The organism is Pseudomonas sp. DTU12.3, from assembly GCF_004124275.1.
GTDB classification, from domain to species: Bacteria; Pseudomonadota; Gammaproteobacteria; order Pseudomonadales; family Pseudomonadaceae; genus Aquipseudomonas; species Aquipseudomonas helmanticensis.
On record NZ_CP027218.1, the window covers coordinates 3,714,896 to 3,732,417 of the forward strand.

Genomic DNA, 17,522 nt, shown 5'->3' on the forward strand with positions numbered 1-17,522 from the left:
TAGTTTGGCCGTTCTCAACCCCGGACTCCCAACAAATGAACTCGCCGCTATCCTCTGCTGAGGATCCTCGCAGCCTGCAAATTGCCAGCGATAACGTCGGCCAGCAGTTGCAACAGATCGCCATCCTGACGCGCAAGGCTGCCAGCCAATTGGGCACTGCCTTGGGCATTAATCAGACCGACGTGGCGGCACTCGAGCACTTGATCACTGACGGCCCATTGGCGCCGACCGAACTCGCTGCGCGTCTTTGCGTGACCACCGCCGGCATCACCCAGGTCATCGACCGACTTGAGCGCGCCGGGCATGTGGTCCGTGAGCGCCAACTCAATGACAAGCGCCGGGTGCTGGTGTGTCCGGTCGCTGACTCGGTGGCCCAGGCTTATCGGCATATCGCGCCGATGCTCAATGGTTTGAGCGCGGTGCTCGGCGCACTCGATGGCCAGGATCGTTCAGTGGTCGAGGCGTTTCTCGGGCAAGTCATCGAGGTCTACCGCAGCACCTTGCCCGGCAGCGCTGGCCCTGCCCTTGAACAGGCAGACGCATGATGAGAGCACAAAAAGTTCTGGTGACCGGTGCCAGCATCGCCGGGCCGACCCTGGCTTACTGGCTGTCGCGGTATGGCATGGACGTCACCGTGGTCGAAAAGGCGCCGGAGTTTCGCGATGGCGGGCAGACCATTGATGTCCGTGGCGCCGGTCGCGTCGTCGTGCAGCGTATGGGCCTGGAGGATCTGATCCGGGCGAACACTACCCATGAGCAAGGCATCGCCTTTGTCGATCAGGACAATCGGACCAAGGCGTTTATCGATGTAAACGCTTTCGACGGTGAGGGGCCGATCGCTGAACTGGAAATTCTCCGTGGCGAACTGGCCAAGCTGTTGATCGAGCACAGTCAGTATCGGGTCACCTATCGATTCGGCGACAGCATTGCAAGCATGGACGACGATGGCGAGCAGGTGCATGTGCGTTTCGAGCAAGGCGCCGAGCAGGTTTACGATCTGGTGATCGTCGCTGAGGGCATTGGTTCGGCCACACGCAATCAAGTCTTCGGCAGCGAAGTGCAGCGCCGTTCTCTCGATCTCTATACTGCCTATTTCACCGTGCCGCGGCAGCCGAGCGATGGCCAGATCATGCGCTGGCACAATATTCCCGGCGGCCGCTGCGTCTGTCTGCGCCCAGATAACCTCGGCACCACGCGGGCCTTTCTGTCTTTTCAACAAGCGCCGAGCGGCTACGAAAAACTCTCGCAGAACGAGCAAAAGTCGTTGCTCAAAAACAAGTTCGCCGACGCCGGCTGGGAAGTCCCCCGCGTGCTGGCCGCGTTAGAGAATGCGCCCGATCTGTATCTGGACGCCGTGGGCCAGGTGCGGATGCCGCGTTGGTCCAAGGGCCGCGTCGCGCTGGTGGGTGACGCCGCCTATTGTGCATCGCCCATCAGCGGCATGGGCACGAGCCTGGGGCTGTGCGGCGCGTATGTGCTGGCTGGAGAACTGAGCCGTCATACCGATCACGTCGAGGCGTTCGCCGCCTACGAAAAACTGATGCGCCCTTTCGTCGCTCAGGCGCAAAGCGTGCCCAAGTTCGCCCCCCGACTGGCATCGCCGCATTCGCGACTGGGTATCGCACTCGGCCATGCGGTGTTGCGGATGGCGACTGCGCCGGGGTTGAAGAAAGTGTTCGGGAAAATCCTTTCGCCGAAGGCTGATGCGATTGAGTTGCCGGGTTATGACAAGAACGCAGGAAGGTGGACAACCACCGGCACAGCGCGATAGCGTCAGCCACTCAAATCGGAGGCTGCGCCATGGATGTGATTACCCACTACTCGGATCAACACCATCGAACCTCTGTGATGGCGCTGTGGGAAGCTGTTTTCGGTTACGAAACCGCGCATAACAGTCCTGGCCTTGCTATCGACAAGAAACTGGCCGTCAACGACGAACTGTTTTTTGTCGCATTGGCAGGAAATGAAGTTGTCGGGACCGTTCTCGCCGGATACGACGGCCATCGTGGCTGGCTGTACTCGGTTGCGGTGCACCCAGCGTTTCGTAGAAAGGGCTTGGGCGCAAGGCTTGTGCAACATGCCGAAGCAGCCTTGACCGAACGGGGTTGCATGAAGATCAACCTGCAAATCGTCAGTACCAATGCAAGCGTCGAAGCCTTCTATCAATCGCTGGGCTACGTGACCGAACCACGCATCAGCATGGGGAAAAAGATCGAGTCAAATATCGAGGCGCCATAAGCTCAGGGCCGTCAAATATAGCAATGGAGTGCGTGATGAAAATGATTGCTGTCGTCGCTATCTATCTCGCCGGAGGGATTGCGCTGTTTCCTTTCATCGAGTTTTTACGCCCGGTCGGTGTTGCTCTCGACAGTCTCTATTCGTGGTTTTCGATGGGCTCCGGCGTTGATACAGCACAACGGTTAAGCCTGAGCTTTATCTACGCAAGCCTGTTCCATCTGTTCTGCTCGGTTTGTTCTTCAGCGTCAGCCAGTCGCTGGGTGTCCGCGATCAGGATCAGAGATCTTTGCACTCGCGCCTTATGGTGCCTGGGTTCATTCTCGATCAGCCTGCTGACGCTCGGACTGGTTGGATTAACCACGTACAAAGTGCCCAAAACGGACTTTGCTCATTACTTTACTTATCTGGTTATCTGGTTATCTGCATGCTGTCGGGTGTCTGGGCGTGGTCGATCAAGGATTTTCTGCTGACTGTCATTCGTTACGCTGAAAGAAAACCCCTATGAGCTACAACGAAAAAGCCCCTGATCTCAGGGGCTTTTTGTTTTGCGGCGCAGTAAACGCGCCCTGCTGAAGTCTCTCAGCGCTTCGGCAGTTTCCAGTCTGGGCGGATGAAGTGGCAGGTGTAGCCATTCGGGATACGTTCGAGGTAATCCTGATGCTCCGGTTCCGCTTCCCAGAACGGTCCGGCCGGTTCGATTTCGGTCACCACTCGGCCTGGCCACAGGCGTGATGCGTCGACGTCGGCGGCGGTGTCCTCGGCGATATCGCGTTGCGCTTCACTGAGGTAATAAATTGCCGAACGATAGCTTGGGCCCTGGTCATTGCCCTGACGGTTGGGCGTGCTCGGATCGTGGATCTGGAAGAAGAACTCGAGGATCCGCCGATAGCTGATCACCGCCGGATCGAAGACGATCTCGATGGCTTCGGCGTGATTGCCATGGTTGCGGTATGTGGCATTCGGCACATCGCCGCCGGTGTAGCCGACGCGGGTTTGCAGCACGCCGGGATAACGGCGCAACAAGTCCTGCATGCCCCAGAAGCAGCCGCCGGCGAGAATGGCAGTTTCGGTTTGACGGGTCATGATCTGTGCTTCCTCTCGGTATGCATTGGCTGTAGGCATTGTAATGAGGGCGTATCCGGAAATTCCAAGGTCGAAATCCCGAGCGAAGCATTTCGCTTTACGGGAGTACGCTATCGTAATCCGATTATTGAAGCAGGAATGCCGGTAGATGACAGAACCTCATACCGCTGAGCAAAACAGTGCCTGGTCGGTGTTTCTGATCTTTCTGCGCCTTGGGTTGACCTCATTCGGAGGGCCGATTGCGCACTTGGGGTACTTCCACAACGAATTCGTCACGCGACGGCGCTGGCTGAGCGAACACAGTTATGCGGATCTGGTCGCGCTCTGCCAATTTCTGCCGGGACCGGCAAGCAGTCAGGTCGGCATGGCCTTGGGTCTTTCGCGAGCAGGATATCGTGGTGCGCTGGCAGCATGGGCGGGTTTTACCCTGCCGTCGGCCACCATCCTGATTGTGCTTGCCCTCGGCATCGCACGTTATGCCAGCGCGATTTCGCCCGGCGCCTTGCATGGCCTCAAAGTGGTCGCTGTCGCAGTGGTGGCGCAAGCCGTGTGGAGCATGGCGCGCAACCTTTGTACCGACGGGCCGCGGGTGGCCCTGATGGCGATTGCCGCCTGTGTCGCGTTGCTTGCACCGTCGGCATGGGGACAGGTTGGCGTGATTGTCATTGCCGCCCTGGCTGGCCTGGTGCTGTTCAAACCCAGGCAACGTGTCGAACCTGACGCCCTGCCGATCACGATCAGCCAACGAAGCGGAGCAATCTGCCTAATACTTTTCCTTGTGCTTCTCGTGGGCCTGCCATTAGTGGCCGAACGGCTCCCCTATCAAAGCGTGGCGCTGGTGGACGCGTTCTACCGCGCGGGCGCCTTGGTATTTGGCGGTGGCCATGTCGTTCTCCCCCTGCTGCAGGCCGAGGTTGTGCCTGCGGGCTGGGTCGGCAACGAAACGTTTCTCGCCGGCTACGGTGCAGCGCAAGCCGTGCCGGGGCCTTTGTTCACGTTTGCCGCGTTTCTCGGTGCCTCGATGACCGTTACGCCCTCAGGCTGGCTGGGTGGCGTAATCTGTTTACTGGCGATTTTTGCCCCTTCGTTTTTGCTGGTCGTGGGAGCCTTGCCGTTCTGGCAGCAGCTGCGCCGCAATACCCGTGCACAGGCCGCTTTGGCCGGGGTGAATGCTGCGGTGGTCGGCTTGCTGTTGGCCGCGCTTTATCAACCAGTCTGGACCAGTGCCATTCTCGTGCCGCAAGACTTGGTTTTGGCACTGGTCGCCCTGATTGCCTTGATGTTCTGGAAGCTGCCACCGTGGCTGGTTGTGCTCGGGACGGCAGTGGCGGGCTGGGCCATTTGTTAAAGAGTGCCCGGCACGTCAGGGTCGGGCCAATGCTCAGGCGATTCGCACACGACGGCGTGACAACAAACCCTGCAAATACCCTGAACCCAATACGATCGCCACCAGCACCAACAGGATCAATCCCCACTCCGCAGGACTCGGGTGTTGGCCAAGAATCGCCATCGAACTGAAGATGCCAAACACCGGAATCAACAGCGACAGCGGGGCCACGCGCGAGATCGGGTATTCGCGCAATAGCAGGTTCCACCCCCAATAACTGAAGTGCGTCGCTGCATACACCTGGAACGCGAGTGAAAACAGGGTCATCGTATTGAGCTGTGCAGGCAGTGCGATGAAAGGTGCCGAGCCGTGCAGTGTCCACGTCAGCAACATCAGCGGGATCGGCGGAAACAGGCTGGCCCACACCACGAACGCGAAGATCTCGCGCACCTTCGATACCTTGATGATGACGTTGCCGACGCTCCAGGCCATTGCGCTGCCAATCACCAGTGCCAGCCCTGCCCTCGACGCGTCGCCGGGGCTGCACAAGACGATGCCCAGTAACCCTGCGGCCGCCAACAGCGCGCCGAGCAATTGCGGGCGCCCGAGACGTTCGCGAAAAAAAATCACGCCCCAGCCCAAAGTGAAAAATGCACTGCACTGGATCAGCAGTGATGCGGTGCCGGGCGGCACTCCCCACGCGATGCCCTGATTGATCAACGCCCACATCGCGACGCCAAAGATCAGTCCGTAAGCGGCTAACCATCGAAACGCTACCCGTGGGCGCTCGACGAAAAACACCCAGGGCAACGCAGCCAGCGTGAAGCGCAAAGCGGTCAGCAACAGCGGATCGATGTCGACCAGACCCAGTTTGGTCACGGGAAAATTCAGTCCCCACACCGCTGTTACCAGGATCGCAAGTAGGAGATGTTTCTTGTGCATGATCGATCGTTCCCATCGCCGAGCGGAAGTGCTCGTGCGGGGAGAATATGCAAGCTATCGAGCTGGCCCGCTTTCAGTCACAGGCCATCTTTCGATAGAATCGGGCCATGCGCACAATCACCGGTCATCCTTACCAGAACATACCCCGCGATGCAGTCGTGACCGCCGTTGATTACGCGGACGGCACGTTATTCCCGCTGCACGACCATCAACGGGGTCAGTTCGCGTATGCCGCCAGCGGCGTCATCACCGTGTTCACCGACGATGGCAACTGGGTCGTTCCGCCCCAGCGTGGCATCTGGGTGCCCGCGCAACTCCCCCACTCCATGCAAATGCGTGGGCCGGTGATCCTGCACAACACCTATATCCGCAAACAGGCGGCGCAGCGACTGGGGTTGTCGGGCCAATGCCAGGTACTCGACGTGTCGCCATTGCTGCGGCAGTTGCTGTTGAAAGCCATCGACGTGCCGGCGCGCTATTCCAGCCAAGGGCGCGACGGTCATTTGATGAGTCTGCTGCTGCACGAGATTGCCGCGATGCCCGCACTGTCGCTGAATGCGCCACTGCCGGCAGAACCGCGTCTGGCGTCGGTGTGTCGCGAGTTCCTGAACCTGCCTTCGCTGGAAGTGGGTATCGATGAGATGGCCGTACGTGCGGGAATGAGCCGGCGCACCTTTACCCGACATTTTCGGCTGCATACCGGCATCAGTTTTATCGAGTGGCGGCAACAGGCTTGTCTGCTCGCAGCGGTGGTGATGCTGGGCAAAGGTCAGTCGGTCACTCAAGTTGCGATGGCGTTGGGGTATAGCAGTTCAAGCGCGTTTGCCACGGTATTCAAGCAATTACTGGGGGAAGTGCCGAGCCGTTATGTCGTCGAGTAGCATTTTTAAAGATCAAAAGATCGCAGCCTTCGGCAGCTCCTACATTGGAATAGGGTTACCTGTAGGAGCTGCCGAAGGCTGCGATCTTTTGATCTTGCAATCCCAAACCGGCAGCACAAGACCGATCTGGATCAGCCGCAGAACCCTGTAAGCCCCGCGCTCAGAGCGTTTTACACACCAGCCAGGCACCCCAGAAAAGACTGCTGAAAAATCGTGTCGCCTGACCAAACCCGGCGTCATGCAGCAATTGCTGAACCGCAGCCTCGGAATGCGGAGGATCAGCGCCCTGCAGAATCTTCCCCAGCTTGGCCTGCACCTCCTGCGCACTCGCTCCCTGCTGCCGCCAGCGCTGCCCCCAAGCCTGAAGCAATAGCGGTTGACTGGCGTAGGCGTAATGATTGCCCGCCACAATCAATGGCGCGCCCGGCTTGAGCCGAGCCTGAACTGCCTGCAGGATTTGCAGCTTGGCCGCATCGCCCGGCAGGTGATGGAGCACGCCTATCAAGGTCGCTGCATCAAAGCTCTCATCCGCCGGCAGATCCTCGACCTGCCCCAGATGCACCTGCGTTCTGTGCAACAGATCGTTTGCCTGTAACTGCTGCGTCGCGGCGTCCAGCATCGGCGCAGAAGGATCGACAGCGGTGAACGTCCAACCCGGCTCCAGCGCGCCCATCGCAATGATCTCCTGCGCCGTACCACCCGCGCCGACCACCAGCACCTTGGCCGATCGAGACTGGCCGAGACTTGCGGCCAACATGCACGCGGCGAGATCGTGGCAGGCGTCATAACCGGCCAGGGCGATGCGACTTTGTTGGGCGTATTCGTTGGCGCGGGCGGTGTCGAATTTTTTTGCAGAGGTCGATTGCATGGCGTTGCTCCTTGTTCTGCGAGCAACTTACGCCCTGAACGGAGACAAGCAAAATTCATTAATTTTATGCGTGGCATTCCCCTGAGGAATGCCGCTCACAAGCGATTGGCGCTTATTCGCGGACTCGCGGTTTTACGCCACGGATAGCGTTGCGGCAGTCCTCCAGTAATTGTTCGCGGAAGGGTTCGAGTTCCTCCCAATCCATCGACTGCATCAACGCTGCAGCGATGGTCCGAAGTGGCTGCCACTCTTCATGATCGAACATGAACCAGTCGTCACAGTGAAAAGCCGCTTCCGTCAGCCCATTACACTGCTCCCAGAGAAATTGCAGGCGCGTTCTGATCTCTGCGGGTAACGCGCTGCCGCAAGCGGTGAGCGTTCTTTCCAGTGGCAACATCACTTCAGACCAGGTTTCACAAGCCGGGCAGTACGGAATCCCAGATCGCTGCAAATCCGCCGTCATGGCCAAAAAATCGAGCGCCTGCAACCCTTCACAAACGGAAAAAACCCGGCCGTACTCATCCTGGCCATACCAGCCCCACAATATTTCTGAAAACTTCATGACGCCCCCCAAAGAACACTCCAGCCGAAACACCGTGCCGCGTGCACTTTATCAGCGTGCTGGCGGCGACAGAATACGTCCGGCCCGGCTAAAATCCGCAGCCTGCTGACCCCGCATCAAGAGGTATTGCTCCGTGTTCAACCGCTTTATCGCCTCTCGTGAAAGGATGGCCGTGGATTTAAGCCAGGCACGCTTACTGGTAGGCCAGCCACTTCGCGCGCTGTTGCACGACCAGTACTCTTTCAACGGTGAACCGTACTCGCAAGATGTTGGTTCACTGCTGTGGCAGTTTGGTGAAAATCAAACCCTTGCGATGTACCTGCTCAGCGATGGTGAAAGTGTCGGCGCCGATCAAGCGGAGCTGCAATTGCCGGCGTCTTTTTGCGTGGGGGAGGATGGCGAGTGTTCGTGGCGTCGTGAAGATTTGCTGGCCGAGTTATCCAGCCTTACGGTGGCAGGCAAGCTCATCACACAGGTTCAAGGCGTTATCGACCAGTGGCCGGATCAGCAGAGCCGGCTGGTCGCTTTCAAAATCACGTTCGAGACCGGCGACTACCTGATCTATCTGAACCGTGGGGATGACGCCGTTGTGTTGATCAACGAAATGCCCCCGGAGGTGGTGGGTGTCGAAACTCGACTTGAAGTGTTTACTGAAGAATTTTCGATTGCAAATCAAAGCCAGGAATAATCTGCAGAGTTCCCCTGTTCTTGGGCAGTCAGCGTCAAAAATTTCGACCACAGGCTGTCATTCACAGCTTTGCCAAACAAGCTTTGCTACTCTGCCGCACCCACTTCATCAGGACAAACGGCAGATGGACATTGACCCGCAGTTCATTGTTCATGAAACCGACCACTGGGTTATCAACCACCACCTGGCGAGCGCCCTCCCCGGGTATCTGATGCTGGGTTCCAAGCTCGAAACCTCTTCATTGGCTGACGTATCGGCTGAAGCCTTGGGCGGAAATGGGTGGCCTGCTGGCCAAGACCCAGCAGCTCATGGAGCGGATATTAACTCCTACGCATCTTTACATTGGCCGCTTTGGGCATCAACCCGGCTGGCCCATTCACTTCCATTTCATTCCGGTTTATCACTGGGTCGAAGACTTGTTCTGGAAGGATGAGCGCTATCGGCAACTGGCAAACTTTGCCTACGCTGAAAACGCCCTCGCGGCGACTGACGGTGCCGAGTTGACGTTGTTTATCTGGAGGGAGTTTGGAGAGAACCCGACACCTCCAGAGGCGCCGGGGCTGTCTGTCGAAGAAGTGATCAACGAACTGCGTATTGCGTTCCGTTGATCAAGAACGCAGTTCGATGCGCCGTCCTTACTTAGATGAAATGGCATCTCCCCCTAATTTCAAAGTATTCGAGAGCGCCCGCCCGCTTGGGAAGTCTGGCGGCGGCTGCGGTGGAGTTGCACGTCACCATCGGCGCGGTCGCATCGCTGAAGGTCGTGATTGTTTAACGTTTTTGCGTTGTGTTTAAGGACACTTGGCGTTACGTCCGAAAGGCTACAACGCCTTGCGCCGTTGCCTACGACTACGCCAGAATCCGCCGGCTTGTGCGCTTGGAGTGCCATCGGTAACTTGATTCGCGTCACTGATTCGCAGTGACCGGGTTTAGTAGCCCGAGGTAAATGAAAGTGCACAAGCGTCTGTCAAAAAAGGTATTCACGTACCTTTACTTGATGGCGGCTGTGCGTAGGGCGCCTCCGGGCGCGCCGGCTTTCTTCTTTTCCCCGGTCTACTAACCTGCGCACCGCTGCCACCCCCTGTTTAGTAGCTCGGCGCGGCGGCCACATAACAGGAAAAAGAAGAACATGTTCAAGATGACGCCGAACCCGCCGGACACTGATCCGGCCTCACCTTATGAATCGCTTGATTCAAGAAAGCTTCACGACGCGGCTGAGCGTGCGCTCGATCATTACCTAAATCCCGCTGCGGCGATCATGGCTACGCCGTATCAGGCGAGCACGATGTTTCTGGTTAACCCGGAAACGGATACCGAGTCATTGCTGGTTAACGCGTGCGAATCGCTGGCCTCGGCCTCCATCATGCTGGGGGATGTTGCGGGGTTGGTGGATGGACCGATTCGCAAGACGTTGCTGGGCATTGCGCAGGTGGTAATGCTTGGGGAGTTGGCGGTGAATAGGGCTTTGGACAGGGTTGAAATTACAGACTAGGTCATTGCATTCAGTGGCGATTTGGCCGTCGCCACTGATTGGATCAGATTCTTTTGAGCGCTTGTGAATGGCTGCTTTCGGCCAGAAGCGGACGTTTGCTAGCGGCCGCTACCGGTCAGAAGTAATAGCGCACTGAAGCCCCTTCTGTACGTCAATTCCTATTCGTCACCTTCCCACACATGACCTTCCGCTCAATCGGTAAGCTCATCAAAGTAAGCTAGGGTGGGGCGTGCATATCATCCATTTTTTGCCTCTCGCGACGGACTGAAACCGGCCAGAATCGGCCTTTCATTCACGGGCTGCTTCTTGCGCTTTACAGATGATCGAAGACGGCTACGAAATCAGGGTCGATTTAGTTCGGTTGATCGAATTGTTCGGACTGCTTAGCTTCCTAAACCCGCTTGATTCCACCTTATCTCAAGGTATTTAGGGTCAGGATCGGAGCCGTCTATACGCGGCCGAAGCTTTCGTCCGGAAAATTTTTGATAATTCGTTTCCGCTAATAGCTGTGATACCACGACTTTGAACGATGTCGGGTCAATGACTATAAGGCTGGCATCAAGCAGACGATGGAGATCAGAGCGCAGTATCAGCCCGTTCCCCGTATGGTTTACCCCTGTCTCAGAATGGCTCGCAATGTGGGCCGCCTCAAGCACCTCCACCACACTCTCGCCGGATATCGCGCACGCGCTATCGTACAACTCCATCATATTCAGTCTGAATCGACTTTGATTACGCCTGGCTTTTCGCTTTGTCTCAACCGTCCGACCGTCATCATCTCTAGCCTCAACAAGTGGCTGACCAGCCTCGTCGTCGGATCTGTGCGCGTCTATCGCTCTGCGCATCAGTTCAAGAAATTGGTCGCAGAGAACGGGCCACTCGGCATCGTCAATGAATCGATAACCTTTGCGGGGCGTATTGATGCCGGACTGCAGGCCGCTCTTTACTCCTCTAACTGAGTCGGAATAGTTTTTATCAAACGGCGCGGGCTCACCCAACCACTCCCCAAGCAGCGCTACGTTATTCTCATGACTCGGTACTTTTAGATGCCACGCGAAACGGCCCCGCTGATGCACAATCATCGACAAGTCAAGCTCAAAAATGTATTTCGTGCCCTTGAATAGAATGATGTAGAAAGGGCCTTCACCCCCACGCCAGCTGGTGAAACGCACATGCATCCCGTTGGGTAGTGCAATTGTCTCGTATGCTCCCGGCGCTCCGCCCGACGTCAACTCGACATCAACATAGGTCCCAGTTAATTCCCTCATCAACTCGTAACCAAGACTCTTATAGAACGCTGTATCTCGTGACACTTTCTCAATTCATCCTATTTGATAACGCCATGGAATTTCCCACGGAAGGCAACGCGGTGATCACTTACCGGGCTAGAGACGAAAAATCACGCAGCGTAATCAACATGCCGCTGTATGCGTCGGTTGGCTGAATCTCAATGTATTTTCCCAATGCGGGAATGAGGCCGTGCAGAAATAGTATGACCTCTTGGCCATCCTTCAAATATGGGTAAAGGACATCGCTGGATCTGACCCTAATCTTGATAGGGAGAACCTTCTCGCCGACCTTAAATCTGGTCTTTGTAGTGACATAGAAGGAATGGTTGTAATCGCTAACAGTGGCATTTCCATAAAGTATTTTACGATCTGAATTCAATGCTCCCTCCTCGCTTACGTGGCTGAGGGGACTGAAGGCATCGAAGTAAGTTTGGGGCTGAGAGGCGATGTAAAGAGGATGGGATTGTCGAGCACTCACACCATCCATTGAGCACCAAGCATTAACTACTTCCTGAAACGTGCCAGGGTGATGCAGGGGCGCTAAGCGGCTTCGCAGTGCGAGAGCGTTCATTTGTGCCTCAGAGGGTCTGATCCCTTTGCGTGGCATTGCGATAGGGCCCAGATGACTTGGAATGGGTAGCGGGGGAACGGTGGATTTTCGGAAGATGGGGGTGGTTGGAACTGGAGATTCTGTGGTTTTTTTCTTTTCGTTTGCACACCCTGGAGCGTGAGAGCCCAGTGCTCTGAAAAATGCGTTGTTAATCTTTGCCGGTACCACTTCGGCTAAGCAGTTAGCTTCCGGGCAGAAGTAGAAAAGATCTTTAGCATGATAGGCAAACTCTACCGATATTTTGGCGCCTATCTCCCAGCAAATTGCCGCCGTCATCAACTCATTTCTCATCTGACCCCTCAAATTAGTTGCGTATTTCCTAGGGATTTTTCCCCTTCTTGCTTGCCAGAAACGCCGCTACCCCACCAACTCACGCAGCGTACAGCCCCCAAAAGTAAATATTGCTTGTATTGTCACGTTGAAGTTCTTCAACCGGCACACCATGGGCTGCCGAGTAGCCTACGATTGCCGCAATGCCAGCAGGTAAGGCGTACTTCAAGCCAAGGGCCGGGCCTAGGTCGTGAACGCCACCGATGAAGTAAAGCGGGTTATATGTTTTGCACTGTTCCTCGAACGCAGGTCGATCTTCGACATCGATATCGATGTAACCGACGAGTTTCGGATGGGCCGGGATCCCGATTTTGAGAGGCAGGCGGTCCGGGTGCGAAATCGCTCCAGCAATGACCTGAGGCATAAGCCGCCTCATTACGACAGCAGTTTCAGGCCAGCAGCCGCCGATGAGCCAAGGTGAGCGAAGTAGTTCGTCAGTAAGGAGAAGGCGGGCTGCGACTTCCGCTCTTCGTATCTTTGGGGATAGGCGCGCTAAATATTCCCGAAGCCCGGACCGTGCCTTACGTGCCTCGGCATCCAGAACCCCTAGGGCCTCGATTTCCGCGACCATCGCAATGGCACTCTGCTCCTCGACATGATCAACAGCGACTACAGCGCTGGGATTGTTCTTCAGCTCCCAACTCGCTTCGGAACAAAATAGGGCGAGTTCTTCATCAGACAGCATGATGTTCAACTCGCGGTCAAGCGGTAGGCGGAGAGCGGGGGGCAGAGGTGCAGTGCCTTTGTCGGTCGTACTGAAGAACTCGGGAAAATACTTGTGAGCGACCCATTGATGATCTTCAAGAATACGCAGCAGGTCGTCCCAGCCATGGTAGGAGACTGAGAACAAGTTCGACTGCTTGTGCTGCCTTGTAAGCGTTTCAGCGTAGCTCACGAGCTTCGCATCGTGGGGCGCTGTGGTAACAACCACCAGATCACTGATTGAAGGCGTGAATTTTTTTGCTCGATCAACCTCGGCTTCTATGGTTATTTGATCCAACTTGCCTACCGCCTTGCACTGTAAGCCGATCAGGCGGTCGCCGCTGCGCACCACGACATCTACACCTTTTTGCCCCTGTCCATTCCTGCCGTACAAAGTCGACTTAGAGCCCGGGTGCTGAGCCCCCCAGAGATCCAGGGCGAATTTTTCAAACATTGTGGAATCTGAAATTACTGGTAGTCGTTTACCTTTAAAACTACTCATCCTAAGTCATTACTCGTTCAGCCAATGTGGGTTTTGCTCAGACGAAGCGGCCCGACATTAGCGGACCAGCAACGGCTGCTAACCGTCCGCCGTGTGCATGCCAATCGTAGCAAAATAATGGCACCGCTCCACTCCCTATTAATCCAGCTATGGAATTGGGCAGAGTTTAATCGCGAACACACTTATCGTGGATGACCGCTTTTGGCCGTTTTCTGCCTTTCGCGACAGGCAGCAATCGGCCAATAGCAGCTGGTGAAGGGTATTGAAGGTATGAGTACGCTGATGTACCCATACCGCTCAAGAACGTCTCAGAATCATTGCTTGTTCAAATCCCCCGGTTTCCAAACTTTGTCGAAGAACGCCTTGGTCGGGCCGTACAAACGCAGAATCACGAAGTAGCCTTCGCCCGGCAGGGTTTTGACCCAGTTTTTACCGGCGCCGGGTGAGTCCGGGCCGAAATGCACATCGATCGTACCATCGGCATTGGCGACAGGTTTGTCCATGGTATTGATCGATGGAAACGGCTGGCCATTGTCCAGGCCGGACGCGGTGATCGAGTCGTACGCAGTGACCGACCAGAACAGTGCAGCGGGAATATCTTTGGGCAGGTTCAGCGTGTAGCTATTGCTGCCGGAGAGGAATTCACCCTTGGCATCGACGAACGTGGCCGGGTACTTGGCGCCAACGTTTTCCATGTTCACGGCCATGCCCGGGCTGGCGGAATAGGCGTTAGTGAAGAAGCCGGTGCGCGGGTCAATGTAGTTGAACGTGTCGGCGGTAAACGTCGCGTTGCCGCAAAAATGGGGACCAAAAATGCACAAAAATGGGGACGGATTTATTTTCAGAAAAAATAAATCCGTCCTCTTATTTTCTTTTTCAGAAAAAATAAATCCGTCCCCTTATTTTGCTAAACCGCAGCTGCCACGACGACTTTGCATGTTTGGCCACCTCGTTTGCTTCAATCGAGTGTCCATAGTGTTTCAACGATAAGTGAACGCACCCAGCGATGGCCTGCGTCTCGCTGAGTTCGTTCATGCCAGGCCAAGATTTTTCTGAAGCCTGGAATTTCAAAAGGCGGCTCTACTGATGTGAGCCCGATGTTGTTCACTGCCAATCGACGCGGCACGACAGCGATTATGTCGCTGTACGCTAGAATCTCTGGAAGTACCAGAAAGCTGGTCACCGACACTGTCACTCCTTAGCGCTGTCAGTGATTTTGCAAAGGTGTTCATCGTAAACGCCCTTGTCTCGTTCAATTGGCTTTGACCACAGCGGGCGGCACCCATTGGCCATTCAGCGCGGCCGGCTCAGGCCAGTACGCGCGAATGTAGAGCGAGAAATCAGCACCTTTGGGCGTCGGCAGCCAGTTGGTTTCCTTGTTCTTGCCCGGCGATTCACTCTGCACGTAAATCGTTAGCGAGCCGTCAGCATTGGCTTGCAGGGATTTGTTTTTGGTGCCGATGGAATAGCGCTTGAGGTCGTTTGGCGAGAAGAAGTGCTGTTCGTTGTACAGCGTCAGCGACCAGAAGCCTTTGACCGGCGGCAACTGCCCTTTGGCGAAGGTCACGGTGTAGCCGTTTTGCCCGTTGAGGCGCGTGCCGGCCTTGTCCAGATCCTGGTAGAAGTACTTGGTCTCTTTCTGCTGATTGACGAAGATGTTCGAGCGCGCGACCGCAGTACGGCTGAAATAGTCGGTGCCGAATGCCGCGCCGTTGCTGATGGTGCTCCAGTGATCCGGCAGTTGCAGGCCGTAGTTACGAAACTGCAACAGCGGGTCGATGACTTCGCTGTCGGCTTTTTTCGCTTCATCGATCATCGCCGCCTTCAGTTGCGGATCAGCCTTGGCGATGGCCGCGAGAGTGGCCATCTGCGCGTAGCGGGCTTCTTCGCCCGGCAACGGTTTGGCGTCCTTGAGTAGCGCCGGCAACTCGTCGAAGAATTTCTCCGGCATCACCCATTTGGTTTCGCCGCTGCCCGCCGCCTGCGCCGGGAGTTTCGGCAGTTTCGCCCAGTCCCGGTGTTTGACCTTGCCGTCGTATTGCGACAACGGGTACATGTCCACGCCCGACAGCGACGCTTGAATGGCCGCGCGGTCGACAGCGCTATCGTCCTGGAACACCCGGGGAATCACGAAACCGGTGTTGGTGCGCGAGCGGAAGACTTTGGTGATCCCGGCCGGGACTTCGCCCTTCCAGTCAGGGCCCACCAGCAGATAGAAACCGGGCTTGGTGTCATACATCTTGCCGAGTTCGGCAAAGCTGTCGGAACGCAAATCCACCACTTGGTACACCCAGAAACGGCTGCCGAAATCCGGCACCTGCAACACCACCGGTTCCAGATCCAACGCGATGCTGCCCGCGCCGTAGACCACGTCCTGATTCGGGCAGGCCACGAGGCGCTCGGCCGGATCAATGTAATCGCTAAGCATCGATAGCCGATTGATTGGCGCGACCGGAACAATTCCGCCCATCAAGCCCGGTTCAGGCAAATCCTTGAACGCTTGGCGACGGTTAAAAATATTGGCCATCGGCCAACCCCAGAAATACGCCTCACGGGCCATCATCCGCACGTAGGGCTCAGTGACCTTGGTGTTGGCGACAGGCCCGGCAACGGAAGCTTCGCCAGCGTAGCTGGGTGGCACCAGCAGGGATGTGGTTGCCAGTGCACCGAGCAGCGTCAGTGCGAACAGGTTCAGGCGATGGGGCGATTGATTCATAAAAGCATCCTTACTTGCGGGATCACCTTTTGCTGGTGAGTCGCAGGAAAGATAGCTCAAGTTTGGTGGAGTGACGCTTGATCGGCTTGAACGTCAGCTTCTGGCCCAGCAGCCATCCAAAAACGCCCTACGCCAACCAAAAACCGCGATCAAAATAAAAACTTTTCCCCCACGCTGCATCCATTCCCGCCCCTGCTCCGTAAATTCATCACCCTCACTCGAAGGGTCGAAGAATTCAGGAGATGCATCATGCACACGCTCATCAAACGCATTGCCCTTACCTGCCTCACAGTGCTGAGCCTTGGCGCTGGACTCGGTTTCGCCGCCGACACCGTCATGGTTGGTGGCGCCGCCATGTATCCGACGAAAACCATCGTCGAAAACGCAGTCAACTCCAAAGATCACACCACGCTCGTTGCCGCAGTCAAAGCTGCCGGACTGGTTGATACGCTCAACAGTAAAGGCCCCTTTACCGTCTTCGCCCCCACCAATGAAGCCTTTGCCAAACTGCCCGCCGGGACTGTCGATACGCTGGTCAAACCGGAACACAAAGCAGACTTGACGAAGATCCTGACCTACCACGTCGTCGCCGGCACCCACACCGCCAAGCAGTTGATGGATGACGCGAAAATGCACAGCGGCAAAGTGATGCTGAAAACCGTTCAGGGCGAACCGCTGACGGTCATGTTGCACGACGGCAAACTGTGGCTGGTGGATGCAAAAGGTGGCAAGGCTGCAATCACTATCGCAGACGTCATGCAATCCAACGGTGTGATTCATGTCATCGATACGGTGCTGATGCCGAATTGATTTCTAACGGCTTGGGCGGGCGTTCTTCAGAGCGTTCGCCATGCTTGGAAGTGGCTCAGCAAACGCGATATAGATTTGAATGACATCCGCGCTCAAACCACTGTCGGAAGTCGCCAGGGCGCAAAGCCCTGGCAGGCAGCAGAGACTACTTTTTCTTTTTCGCAGGCTTTTCTGCCTTGTCTGATTTCTTGGCTTTTTCGGGTTTGCTGTCAGCTTTCTTGGCGGATTTCTTCGGTTCAGGGTCTTTTTTCTTGTCTTTCTTGTCCTTGTCAGAGGATTTCGAAAGCGCCGAGGCCGCCGCAGCTTTCTTCGTCGGTGATGCCTTTTTGTCTTTCAACTCTTTGCTGGCTTTGGAAGCTTCACCTTTGCTTTTCTTCTCGTCTTTAGCCACGTTGATCACCTCTCGGAGCATGCCGGTATTGGCACATCGCCTGTGGGAATACCCATAGGCTAATCATTAGGCGAGCGTGTCCAAGAGCGGT

At 56.2% G+C, this 17,522-nt stretch carries 18 protein-coding genes and 2 pseudogenes; 10 read left to right on the forward strand and 10 right to left on the reverse strand.

All coding sequences use genetic code 11. From position 1 onward, the window contains the following. The first annotated feature begins 35 nt into the window (after positions 1-35). The 4 genes from C2E19_RS16865 to C2E19_RS16880 are packed head-to-tail and all read left to right on the forward strand — an operon-like array spanning position 36 to position 2,708. Complete coding sequence (locus C2E19_RS16865; protein WP_129394238.1) at positions 36-545, forward strand: MarR family winged helix-turn-helix transcriptional regulator; 510 nt, start codon at positions 36-38, stop codon at positions 543-545. Next, positions 542-1,771 carry an FAD-dependent monooxygenase gene (locus C2E19_RS16870; protein ID WP_256661211.1) on the forward strand — a complete coding sequence of 410 codons (1,230 nt, stop codon included), beginning with the start codon at positions 542-544 and terminating at the stop codon, positions 1,769-1,771. Before C2E19_RS16865 ends, C2E19_RS16870 begins: the two co-directional genes overlap by 4 nt. A 29-nt stretch (positions 1,772-1,800) precedes the next feature. Further along, positions 1,801-2,238 (forward strand): GNAT family acetyltransferase, encoded by a 438-nt coding sequence (locus C2E19_RS16875; RefSeq protein WP_129394239.1) that lies wholly within the window; start codon positions 1,801-1,803, stop codon positions 2,236-2,238. A 35-nt stretch (positions 2,239-2,273) separates the two neighbouring features. Then, the gene (locus C2E19_RS16880; RefSeq protein ID WP_256661212.1) at positions 2,274-2,708 is read left to right on the forward strand and encodes a hypothetical protein; all 435 of its coding nucleotides are present in this window, start codon (positions 2,274-2,276) and stop codon (positions 2,706-2,708) included. 109 nt (positions 2,709-2,817) lie between these two features. On the opposite strand, the gene msrA is transcribed toward C2E19_RS16880, so the two are convergent. After that, entirely contained in the window at positions 2,818-3,321 is a 504-nt protein-coding gene (msrA, locus tag C2E19_RS16885; RefSeq protein ID WP_129394240.1) for a peptide-methionine (S)-S-oxide reductase MsrA, read from the reverse strand. Positions 3,322-3,469: 148 nt separating this feature from the next. Between msrA and chrA the strand changes: the two genes are divergently transcribed. Beyond that, positions 3,470-4,669 carry a chromate efflux transporter gene (gene chrA / locus C2E19_RS16890; protein ID WP_129394241.1) on the forward strand — a complete coding sequence of 400 codons (1,200 nt, stop codon included), beginning with the start codon at positions 3,470-3,472 and terminating at the stop codon, positions 4,667-4,669. 33 nt (positions 4,670-4,702) lie between these two features. Here chrA and C2E19_RS16895 read toward each other — a convergent pair whose 3' ends face one another. Continuing rightward, positions 4,703-5,590 (reverse strand): EamA family transporter, encoded by an 888-nt coding sequence (locus C2E19_RS16895; RefSeq protein ID WP_129394242.1) that lies wholly within the window; start codon positions 5,588-5,590, stop codon positions 4,703-4,705. A 107-nt stretch (positions 5,591-5,697) separates the two neighbouring features. Here C2E19_RS16895 and C2E19_RS16900 point away from each other — a divergent pair, with 107 nt between their 5' ends. Further along, positions 5,698-6,471: a helix-turn-helix domain-containing protein gene (locus C2E19_RS16900; RefSeq protein WP_129394243.1), complete on the forward strand. Its 774-nt coding sequence runs from the start codon at positions 5,698-5,700 to the stop codon at positions 6,469-6,471. A gap of 160 nt (positions 6,472-6,631) precedes the next feature. Here C2E19_RS16900 and C2E19_RS16905 read toward each other — a convergent pair whose 3' ends face one another. After that, a complete protein-coding gene (locus C2E19_RS16905) occupies positions 6,632-7,339 on the reverse strand; it encodes a class I SAM-dependent methyltransferase (RefSeq protein ID WP_129394244.1) in 708 nt (235 codons plus the stop codon). 112 nt (positions 7,340-7,451) lie between these two features. Further along, the gene (locus C2E19_RS16910) at positions 7,452-7,901 is read right to left on the reverse strand and encodes a hypothetical protein (protein WP_129394245.1); all 450 of its coding nucleotides are present in this window, start codon (positions 7,899-7,901) and stop codon (positions 7,452-7,454) included. A gap of 133 nt (positions 7,902-8,034) precedes the next feature. Between C2E19_RS16910 and C2E19_RS16915 the strand changes: the two genes are divergently transcribed. From C2E19_RS16915 to C2E19_RS16925, 3 genes and pseudogenes are all read left to right on the forward strand, one after another. Continuing rightward, positions 8,035-8,589: a hypothetical protein gene (locus tag C2E19_RS16915; protein WP_129394246.1), complete on the forward strand. Its 555-nt coding sequence runs from the start codon at positions 8,035-8,037 to the stop codon at positions 8,587-8,589. A gap of 124 nt (positions 8,590-8,713) precedes the next feature. Further along, positions 8,714-9,197 (forward strand): annotated as a pseudogene (locus C2E19_RS16920) (HIT family protein). Positions 9,198-9,718: 521 nt separating this feature from the next. Further along, on the forward strand, positions 9,719-10,081 hold the full coding sequence (locus C2E19_RS16925; RefSeq protein WP_129394247.1) for a DUF6124 family protein: 363 nt from the start codon (positions 9,719-9,721) through the stop codon (positions 10,079-10,081). A 383-nt stretch (positions 10,082-10,464) separates the two neighbouring features. Here the strand turns inward: C2E19_RS16925 and C2E19_RS16930 are convergent, their stop codons facing one another. The 5 genes and pseudogenes from C2E19_RS16930 to C2E19_RS16955 all read right to left on the reverse strand — a co-directional run bounded on the left by C2E19_RS16930 (position 10,465) and on the right by C2E19_RS16955 (position 16,230). After that, a complete protein-coding gene (locus tag C2E19_RS16930; RefSeq protein ID WP_129394248.1) occupies positions 10,465-11,349 on the reverse strand; it encodes an HNH endonuclease in 885 nt (294 codons plus the stop codon). A 109-nt stretch (positions 11,350-11,458) separates the two neighbouring features. After that, complete coding sequence (locus C2E19_RS16935; RefSeq protein ID WP_129394249.1) at positions 11,459-12,271, reverse strand: hypothetical protein; 813 nt, start codon at positions 12,269-12,271, stop codon at positions 11,459-11,461. Between the two features lie 79 nt (positions 12,272-12,350). After that, entirely contained in the window at positions 12,351-13,514 is a 1,164-nt protein-coding gene (locus C2E19_RS16940; protein ID WP_129394250.1) for a hypothetical protein, read from the reverse strand. A 314-nt stretch (positions 13,515-13,828) separates the two neighbouring features. After that, positions 13,829-14,263 (reverse strand): annotated as a pseudogene (locus tag C2E19_RS16945) (DUF1214 domain-containing protein); the annotation flags it as partial. 503 nt (positions 14,264-14,766) lie between these two features. After that, on the reverse strand, positions 14,767-16,230 hold the full coding sequence (locus tag C2E19_RS16955) for a DUF1254 domain-containing protein (protein ID WP_129394251.1): 1,464 nt from the start codon (positions 16,228-16,230) through the stop codon (positions 14,767-14,769). Between the two features lie 249 nt (positions 16,231-16,479). Here C2E19_RS16955 and C2E19_RS16960 point away from each other — a divergent pair, with 249 nt between their 5' ends. Beyond that, positions 16,480-17,040, forward strand: a complete 561-nt coding sequence (locus C2E19_RS16960; RefSeq protein WP_129394252.1) for a fasciclin domain-containing protein — start codon at positions 16,480-16,482, stop codon at positions 17,038-17,040. Between the two features lie 145 nt (positions 17,041-17,185). Here the strand turns inward: C2E19_RS16960 and C2E19_RS16965 are convergent, their stop codons facing one another. Then, a complete protein-coding gene (locus C2E19_RS16965; protein ID WP_129394253.1) occupies positions 17,186-17,440 on the reverse strand; it encodes a hypothetical protein in 255 nt (84 codons plus the stop codon). Positions 17,441-17,522 lie beyond the last annotated feature (82 nt).

Excerpts from the sequence above, each read along its gene's own strand:
- C2E19_RS16960 (WP_129394252.1), top strand. The coding sequence starts at position 16,480 with ATGCACACGCTCATCAAACGCATTGCCCTTACCTGCCTCACAGTGCTG.
- C2E19_RS16955 (WP_129394251.1), bottom strand. The coding sequence starts at position 16,230 with ATGAATCAATCGCCCCATCGCCTGAACCTGTTCGCACTGACGCTGCTC.
- C2E19_RS16875 (WP_129394239.1), top strand. The coding sequence starts at position 1,801 with ATGGATGTGATTACCCACTACTCGGATCAACACCATCGAACCTCTGTG.
- C2E19_RS16935 (WP_129394249.1), bottom strand. The coding sequence starts at position 12,271 with ATGAGAAATGAGTTGATGACGGCGGCAATTTGCTGGGAGATAGGCGCC.
- C2E19_RS16925 (WP_129394247.1), top strand. The coding sequence starts at position 9,719 with ATGTTCAAGATGACGCCGAACCCGCCGGACACTGATCCGGCCTCACCT.
- C2E19_RS16880 (WP_256661212.1), top strand. The coding sequence starts at position 2,274 with ATGAAAATGATTGCTGTCGTCGCTATCTATCTCGCCGGAGGGATTGCG.
- C2E19_RS16895 (WP_129394242.1), bottom strand. The coding sequence starts at position 5,590 with ATGCACAAGAAACATCTCCTACTTGCGATCCTGGTAACAGCGGTGTGG.
- chrA (WP_129394241.1), top strand. The coding sequence starts at position 3,470 with ATGACAGAACCTCATACCGCTGAGCAAAACAGTGCCTGGTCGGTGTTT.
- C2E19_RS16870 (WP_256661211.1), top strand. The coding sequence starts at position 542 with ATGATGAGAGCACAAAAAGTTCTGGTGACCGGTGCCAGCATCGCCGGG.
- C2E19_RS16930 (WP_129394248.1), bottom strand. The coding sequence starts at position 11,349 with ATGAGGGAATTAACTGGGACCTATGTTGATGTCGAGTTGACGTCGGGC.
- msrA (WP_129394240.1), bottom strand. The coding sequence starts at position 3,321 with ATGACCCGTCAAACCGAAACTGCCATTCTCGCCGGCGGCTGCTTCTGG.
- C2E19_RS16940 (WP_129394250.1), bottom strand. The coding sequence starts at position 13,514 with ATGAGTAGTTTTAAAGGTAAACGACTACCAGTAATTTCAGATTCCACA.
- C2E19_RS16865 (WP_129394238.1), top strand. The coding sequence starts at position 36 with ATGAACTCGCCGCTATCCTCTGCTGAGGATCCTCGCAGCCTGCAAATT.
- C2E19_RS16910 (WP_129394245.1), bottom strand. The coding sequence starts at position 7,901 with ATGAAGTTTTCAGAAATATTGTGGGGCTGGTATGGCCAGGATGAGTAC.
- C2E19_RS16900 (WP_129394243.1), top strand. The coding sequence starts at position 5,698 with ATGCGCACAATCACCGGTCATCCTTACCAGAACATACCCCGCGATGCA.
- C2E19_RS16905 (WP_129394244.1), bottom strand. The coding sequence starts at position 7,339 with ATGCAATCGACCTCTGCAAAAAAATTCGACACCGCCCGCGCCAACGAA.